We start from the raw sequence: 6,795 nt of genomic DNA, 5'->3' as shown, positions 1-6,795 counted from the left end.
TTCCCCCGGACCCCCATCCCCTCTCCCTTCCTAAACTTTTTGTGGCCGCTTCGCGGGGTGACACAGCGAAGAACCGCCCTCCGCTCCTCACCTTTTCCAAAACAAAAAACCGCGATTTCGGACGGAAAAAACGGCGTGCTTCCTCATGCGAAGAAGCACGCCGTCCGATCCGTTTTTTCCGCCCGAAATCGCCCACCGGCACGGCGGAAGGCGACCAAGGCCAAACCTTCCGCCGCCGCACGCTTCCGAGCGTAGCGAGGCGATGGGGGTCCAGGGGGCCTTGCTCCCTGGCGGGTGCAGGGCAGCGCCCTGCCCGTCGGAGACGCCCGCCCGGCGAGGGCCCGCCGGAGGCATCTCCCCACGCCCCCTTTGCCGCTACTCCGCCTGCTTCGGCCAGCTGGCCTCGTCGAGCAGGAAGACGATGTTCTTGTACGGCACCTCGCCGTGCAGGGACAGGCCGACCTCGCAGGTCCGGGAAGTCGAGTAGCCGACGGTGCAGCCGTCGAGCTGCCTGCGCAGGTCCTTGAGCGCGGCCTGGTTCAGCTCGGGGTAATTGAAGCCCCGGTCCCCGGCGAAGCCGCAGCAGAAGACCTCCTCGGGCACGACCACTTCACGGGCGCACCTACGGGCCAGGGCCTCCATGGGCTCGGCCAACCCCATCTTGCGCGAGGAGCAGGTGACGTGCAGGGCGACCTTGCGGTTGACCGGGGTGAATTCCAGCTTGTCGGCCAGGAACTGGACGGCGAACTCCACGGGTTCATAGAGCTTGAGGCCCTTGATGTGCTCCTTCATGCGGTACAGGCACGGGCTGGTGTCGCACAGGATGGGCAGCTCGCCGCCGTTGCTGGCCGCGCGCAGGGCGCATTCGAGTTCCTGGAGCTTGGCGTCGCCCTGTTTGATGAACCCCTTGGATTCCCAGGGCTGGCCGCAGCACAGCTTGGTCATGTCGGCCGGGTAGACCACTTCGTAGCCCGCCTTGGCCAGCAGGCTCAGGGTGCGGTCGCGGATGGCGGTCTTGTCCGGGTCGTGCTTTTCCGGGCCCATGTGCCGGGCCACGCAACTGGGGAAGTAGACCACGCGGTTGCCGGTGGCCGGGGTCTTGAGGCGCGCGGGCGTGGCCGCGCGGGGCATGGAGGTGTTCCAGCGGGGGATGCGCTTGCCCGAGCCCTTGTGCAGGCCTCCGGCCACGGCGTCCATGACGCGGTCGCCGAGCACGTCCTGGGCGGCTCCGGCCACGCGCAGCGCGCCGGACACGGCGTGAATGGTCATGCCCGTGGTGTTGGCGGTGAAGGTGGCCGCGGCATTGGCCCAGCGGCCGTGTCCCCAGGCGCGGTACTGCTTGATGAACTTGCCGGTGTCGATGGACACGGGACAGCGGGTGCCGCACAGGCCGTCTGCGGCGCAGGTGGCCTCGCCGTCGTAGTCGTAGCTTTCGTGGAAGGCCCGCTTGGTTTCGGCCGCGTCGCCCGCCTGTTCCTGGCGGGAGATTTCGCGGTAGGCGACGATGCGCTGGCGCGGGGTCAGGGTCAGGGTGCGCGACGGGCAGACCGGCTCGCAGAAGCCGCACTCGATGCAGCGGTCGACCATGTCGTCGGCCACGGGCAGGGGCTTCAGGTCCTTGAGATGGGCGCGGGGGTCGTCGTTGAGGATGACGCCGGGGTTGAGCAACCCCTTGGGATCGAAGAGCGCCTTGATCTCGCGCATCAGGGCGAAGGCGTCGCGGCCCCACTCCAGTTCCACGAAATGGGCCATGTTCCGGCCGGTTCCGTGCTCGGCCTTGAGCGAGCCCTGGTACTTGTTGGCGACCATGTCTGTGACGTCGTTCAGGAACGCCTCGTAACGGTCGATCTCGGCCTGGGCATTGAAATCCTGGGTGAAGACGAAGTGCAGGTTGCCCTCGAGCGCATGGCCGAAGATGATCGCCTTGTCGTAGCCGTGCTTGCGGAAGAGCTCCTGGAGGTCCAGGGCGCCGTCGGCCAGGGACTCGATGGGGAAGGCCACGTCCTCGATGATGACCGTGGTGCCCGCCTCGCGCACCGCGCCCACGGCCGGGAAAAGGCCCTTGCGCACGTTCCACAGCTTGCCGAACTCGGCGGGGATGTCCGTGAACTTGTGCGGTTCGAGCGGCTCGATGTCCTTGATGATCTCCTTGACGCTCCCGATCTTCTTCTGCAACTCGTCGGCGGTTTCGGCGCGGACCTCGACCAGCAGGGCGCAGGCGTCCGGGCCGAGTTTGTCGAGCCCTTCGGGCATGCCCGGCTTGTCCTGGACCGAGGCGATGGACGCGCGGTCCATGATCTCGGCGGCGGACACGGCCCCGCCGCGCAGGGCGGTGGCGGCCCGGCAGGCCGAGCGCACGTCCGGGAAGCGCATCAGGGCCGAGGCCTTGTGCGGGTGTTCGACCACGGTGTTGTAGACGACCTTGGAGATGAACGCGAGGGTCCCCTCGCTGCCCACCAGAAGGTGCTGCAGGATCTCGAACGGGTCCTCGAAATCCACGATGGCGTTCAGGCTGTAGCCGGTGGTGTTCTTGATCTTGAACTTGTGGTGGATGCGCTCGGCCAGGGCCGGATCGGCCAGGACCTTGGCGCGCATTTCGGACAGGCCGTCCAGAATATGCCTATGGCTCTGGGCAAAGGCGTTGCGGCTGGCGGGATCGCCGGTGTCGAGCGGGGTGCCGTCCACCAGGACCAACCGCATGGAGTGCAGGGTCTTGTAGGAGTTCTCGGCCACGCCGCAACACATGCCCGAGGCGTTGTTGGCCACGATGCCGCCGATCTTGCAGGAATCGATGGACGCCGGGTCCGGGCCGATCTTCTTGCCGTGCGGGGCCAGGTACTTGTTGGCCTGGCTGCCGATGATGCCCGGCTCCAGCTCGATCTTGGCCGCGTCATCGAAGATGCGGTAGTGCCGCCAGCCGTCGCCCAGACGGACCAGCACCGAGTCGCTGATGGCCTGGCCGGACAGGCTGGTCCCGGCCGCGCGGAAGGTCACGGGCACCTGGTGGGCGTTGACCACGGCCAGAATGCGGACCACCTCGTCCTCGCTGTCCGTGTCGACCACGATCTTGGGGATGAGCCGGTAGAAGCTGGCGTCCGTGCCGTAGGCCAGGGTGCGCAGGGCGTCGGTATAGACCCGGTCCTTGGGCAGAAAGGCCAGCAATTCCTTTTGGATCTCGTCATATGGGGCGATGAGCATTGAATATCTCCTTGGTATGAAATCCGGGCCGAGCGGCCCCGAAAAGCAAAGCTACCATGATTATCCTTATCAAAACAAGCTGGTATCATTATTTTCCGTCCCGTAACGTTGTCGATGCGACGCCGTGCCCGTCCCGCAACGGCTGATCCCCGAAAAAAAGGGACCCCGGCCAAACCGGGGTCCCTCATCAATCATTGGACAGAGCCTATCAGCGCAGTTGCCGGAAGACCTCCACGGCCTCGGCGGGCGGCGGAGTTTCCATGCGCCGGTAGCGGCTGCCGTCGCTGGTCCGCTCGACCATGCGGTGGTCGGCCAGCTCGCGCCGGAGCAGGGCGTGGTCCTCGAACAGGTGCTGTTGTTCGAGCAGCTCGCTGATCTCGCATTCGTTGTAATCCGTGCGCGGCGTGATGCGGGACCACATGACCCACAGGCAGAGCAGCCGCTCGGAATACTTCTTGGGCCAGCGCGTCAGGTAGCCCTGTTTGTCGAACAGGCGGACCACCTTCGCGACGCGCTTGAGGTTGACCTCGGCGGTCCGCGCCTCGGGAGGCTCCACGGCCTGCCGGGCGTCGAACTCGGCCTTGAAGTGCTGGAAGTTGCGGTAGCCTTCGGCCTTGACGAGCAGGTTGAGCATCTCGACGTGGCCGGGCACGGTCTCGGCATCCTTAAGCTTGCGCCGCAGGGTGCGCGCCAGTGCGGAGACATCCCCCGCGTAAAAGGGCATGGGAACTTTGGACATGACATATCCTCGCTTGCGCGCCTGTCGCGGATAAGGGACTGCCGGTGGTCGCCGACTTCCGACCCGGCACGCTGCAAGGTGTCGAATGGAAAGGATATGATGGCAGGTTTAGCTCCCCGGAACGGGGCGGCGACGCCTGGGTGAACTGCCGACCAGGGCCGGATATACGCGAGATCGATACGGCGCGCAAGGGGGAGAGGCCTGTGCTTTTTTGGGAAAAGACAGGATTAGGAAAGCCGCTGCGCGGCGGTTATCGGATGATTTGATTCGCCCCGTCCTGGGGCTCACCCCTGCGGGGTCGCGCCTTGCCAGGCGCGGTCCAAATCCGCTGTCCTGCGGATTTGTCGCCTCCGGCGGGCAGCACCAGCTCTTGGCGAGTCTTCGAGCCTTAGAGATGGCGACAGCAGCGATAGGGTTCGCACCCTTGCATCCCGTTTTGCCGCTTCGCGGAGGAAGAGAGCGGGATGGCCCCCCTACTCCGACTCGTCCTCCTGCTCCCTTTTGAGCACCGGACAGCACATGCTCAGGGGTTCGAAGGTCTCGGTCTCGCGCATGTAGCTGAGCAGCTGGCCCGATTCCATCTCGAAATACCAGCCGTGCAGGCTGAGCTTGCCCTCGCCCACCCGCTCCTTGATCCAGGGGAAGGTCATCAGGTTGCGCACCGAGCGCAGGATGCCCGCCATCTCGCAGGCGGTGCAGGACCTCTTGTTGACCTCGCCGAAGTGGTCCACTACCTCTTCGCGCACCGGGCGCATGACCGACAGCCACTTGTACAGGAACTCGGTATGCCTGACCTTGTCGTCGTGCATCAAGGCGTCGATGCCGCCGCACAGGGAGTGGCCGAGCACGATGAGATGCTCCACCTTGAGGACCTTGACCGCGTACTCGATGGCCGAGGACACGCCGTGGAAGCCCTCGTCGCTCTCGTACGGCGGGACGATGTTGGCCACGTTGCGGACCACGAAGATGTCGCCCGGCTCGCACTGCATGATGAACGACGGGTCGGTCCGCGAATCGCTGCACGCGATGACCATGGTGGTCGGATTCTGCCCCTTGAGCAGGATCTCGAACGGGGCGTCCTCTCGACTGAAATACTCTTTACGGAAATTCCGGAAACCGGCAATGAACTTCTGTATGTCTTTCATGGGAAGTTTCACCTCTTGGATATGGGCGGGCTATCTGGTCCCCGCTTTTGTTCAAGTAGATGATTTCCCTGCGGGAGGCAATGCGCTCCATACCCGTCCGGTCGGGAAAATGACCGCGCGGAACAGGAAGGGCGCCGGCCGGAACCGGTGCCCTTTCAAACGGGAATCCGGCGTACCGGCTAGTCGTACGCCTTGCGCATGGCCTCGTCCGCCATGGCCGGGGCCAGGACGGTCAGCCACTTCTCGCCGTCCCAGGAACCCAACCGGGTATGGGTGTCGAAGTAGTTTTGCGGGATGGGATGGGTGCCGACAACCACCTCGATCCCGTAGCGGCCCTCCAGAAATTCCTTGAAGGTCTCGATGTGCGGACACGGGGGGTAGCCCACCAGCAGGCCGGTGGCCAGGTGGATGACCTGGACCCCGTTCCTGACCATCTCGTCGCCCAGATACTCCACGTTGCCGCCGGGACAGCCCGCGCAGGTGGTGTAGCCGACAAGCTGCACGTCCCGGCCCGCGTAGCGGGAGAACGCGCCTTCACGGTTATTCAGCGCGCGCAGACACTTGCCCCCGGCGCAGCGCCGGTAGCGGTCGCAGATGACGATGCCGATCTTGGTTGGATTGCTCATGGCAACTCCTTTGGCCGGGCGCGCCGGCCAGGGTTTCGGACAGGACTCCGCCAGGAGAAAAGGGAAATATCGTCATGATAGGGATATTATTCGACCAGCTTGACCCCGGCCCGCTCGGCCACGCCGCGCACGTGCTTTTCCATGGCCCTGTGCGCCTGCGCCGAACGCCCGGCCCGGATGTGGCCCATGATCTCCTCGTGCTCGCGCACCGTGTCGTGCACGCTGTCGTCCAGGACCAGCGGGAGGGTCTGGCTCTCGAAGAATATGCCGAGGAACGGGGTGATGGCTTCGGTGAAGAACCGGTTGTTGGCCGCTTCGATCATATGGGAATGGAAGGCGAAGTCGAGCCGGGAGAACTCGGTCAGGTCCCTGGACTCCAGGGCCGTGCGCATGGCCGCCACGACCACGCCCATGTCGTGCTTCTGGGCCGCCGTGGCGTTGACCGCCACCAGCCCGGCGATGGCCGGTTCGATGGCATAGCGGAACTGGTACATCTGGGACTCGCGCCCGGACAGGGCCGAATGGTTCGCCACCGCGCGCGGCGTGCCGAGGGGCGTGCCCAGAGACGCGCCGTCCACCAGGAACGCCCCCTTGCCGGGCTTGATCTCCACCCGGCCCATGGTCTCCAGGGCCACCAGGGCCTCGCGCACGGTCGGCCTGCTGAAACCCAACTCCTCGGCCAGGGTCCGCTGGGAAGGCAGCTGGAAGCCGCCAGGCCAACCGTTTTGGGCGATCATCGTCTGAATGCTCTCCACCGCCTCGTCCGACCTCGACATGCGACCGGCCCCCTTCGCGTATGTTCCGCTCATATTCCTCGTAACCTTTCCTGCATGGGAATCGACATTCTCGTCCCGGCCGGCCACCCCGGCCAACTGGTCTTACCAGCGCCCGTTCCAATCTAAACCACAGCCCATCACTTTTTGTCCACTTATTTTTTAAAGCCACATTTTTGTATCTTTTACGCCATATTTTTACTAAATTGTTATTTTTTGAATATTTTTACAAAGATTAATTTTTAACATTGACAATATCCGCAATCTATACGACCAAGGCCTTACCGGTCAGACCTGATGGTCAAATCGGTTTA

The 6,795-nt window shown here is 64.3% G+C and carries 5 protein-coding genes; all 5 read right to left on the bottom strand.

What is annotated here, in order from left to right:
* Positions 1-375: 375 nt before the first annotated feature.
* A complete protein-coding gene (locus tag BerOc1_RS12690; RefSeq protein ID WP_071546047.1) occupies positions 376-3,198 on the bottom strand; it encodes an FAD-binding and (Fe-S)-binding domain-containing protein in 2,823 nt (940 codons plus the stop codon).
* A 208-nt stretch (positions 3,199-3,406) separates the two neighbouring features.
* Positions 3,407-3,937, bottom strand: coding sequence for a DUF2087 domain-containing protein (locus BerOc1_RS12685; RefSeq protein ID WP_071546046.1), 531 nt, complete (start codon positions 3,935-3,937; stop codon positions 3,407-3,409).
* Between the two features lie 473 nt (positions 3,938-4,410).
* A complete protein-coding gene (locus BerOc1_RS12680; RefSeq protein ID WP_071546045.1) occupies positions 4,411-5,082 on the bottom strand; it encodes a carbonic anhydrase in 672 nt (223 codons plus the stop codon).
* A 179-nt stretch (positions 5,083-5,261) separates the two neighbouring features.
* Positions 5,262-5,708: a CGGC domain-containing protein gene (locus BerOc1_RS12675; protein ID WP_071546044.1), complete on the bottom strand. Its 447-nt coding sequence runs from the start codon at positions 5,706-5,708 to the stop codon at positions 5,262-5,264.
* 86 nt (positions 5,709-5,794) lie between these two features.
* Entirely contained in the window at positions 5,795-6,484 is a 690-nt protein-coding gene (locus BerOc1_RS19420) for a FadR/GntR family transcriptional regulator (RefSeq protein ID WP_071546043.1), read from the bottom strand.
* Positions 6,485-6,795: the final 311 nt, after the last annotated feature.

Source organism: Pseudodesulfovibrio hydrargyri (assembly GCF_001874525.1).
In the GTDB taxonomy this organism is placed as follows: Bacteria; Desulfobacterota; Desulfovibrionia; order Desulfovibrionales; family Desulfovibrionaceae; genus Pseudodesulfovibrio; species Pseudodesulfovibrio hydrargyri.
Note: the sequence above shows the minus strand (reverse complement) of the source record. Positions and strands in the feature narration are given on the sequence as shown.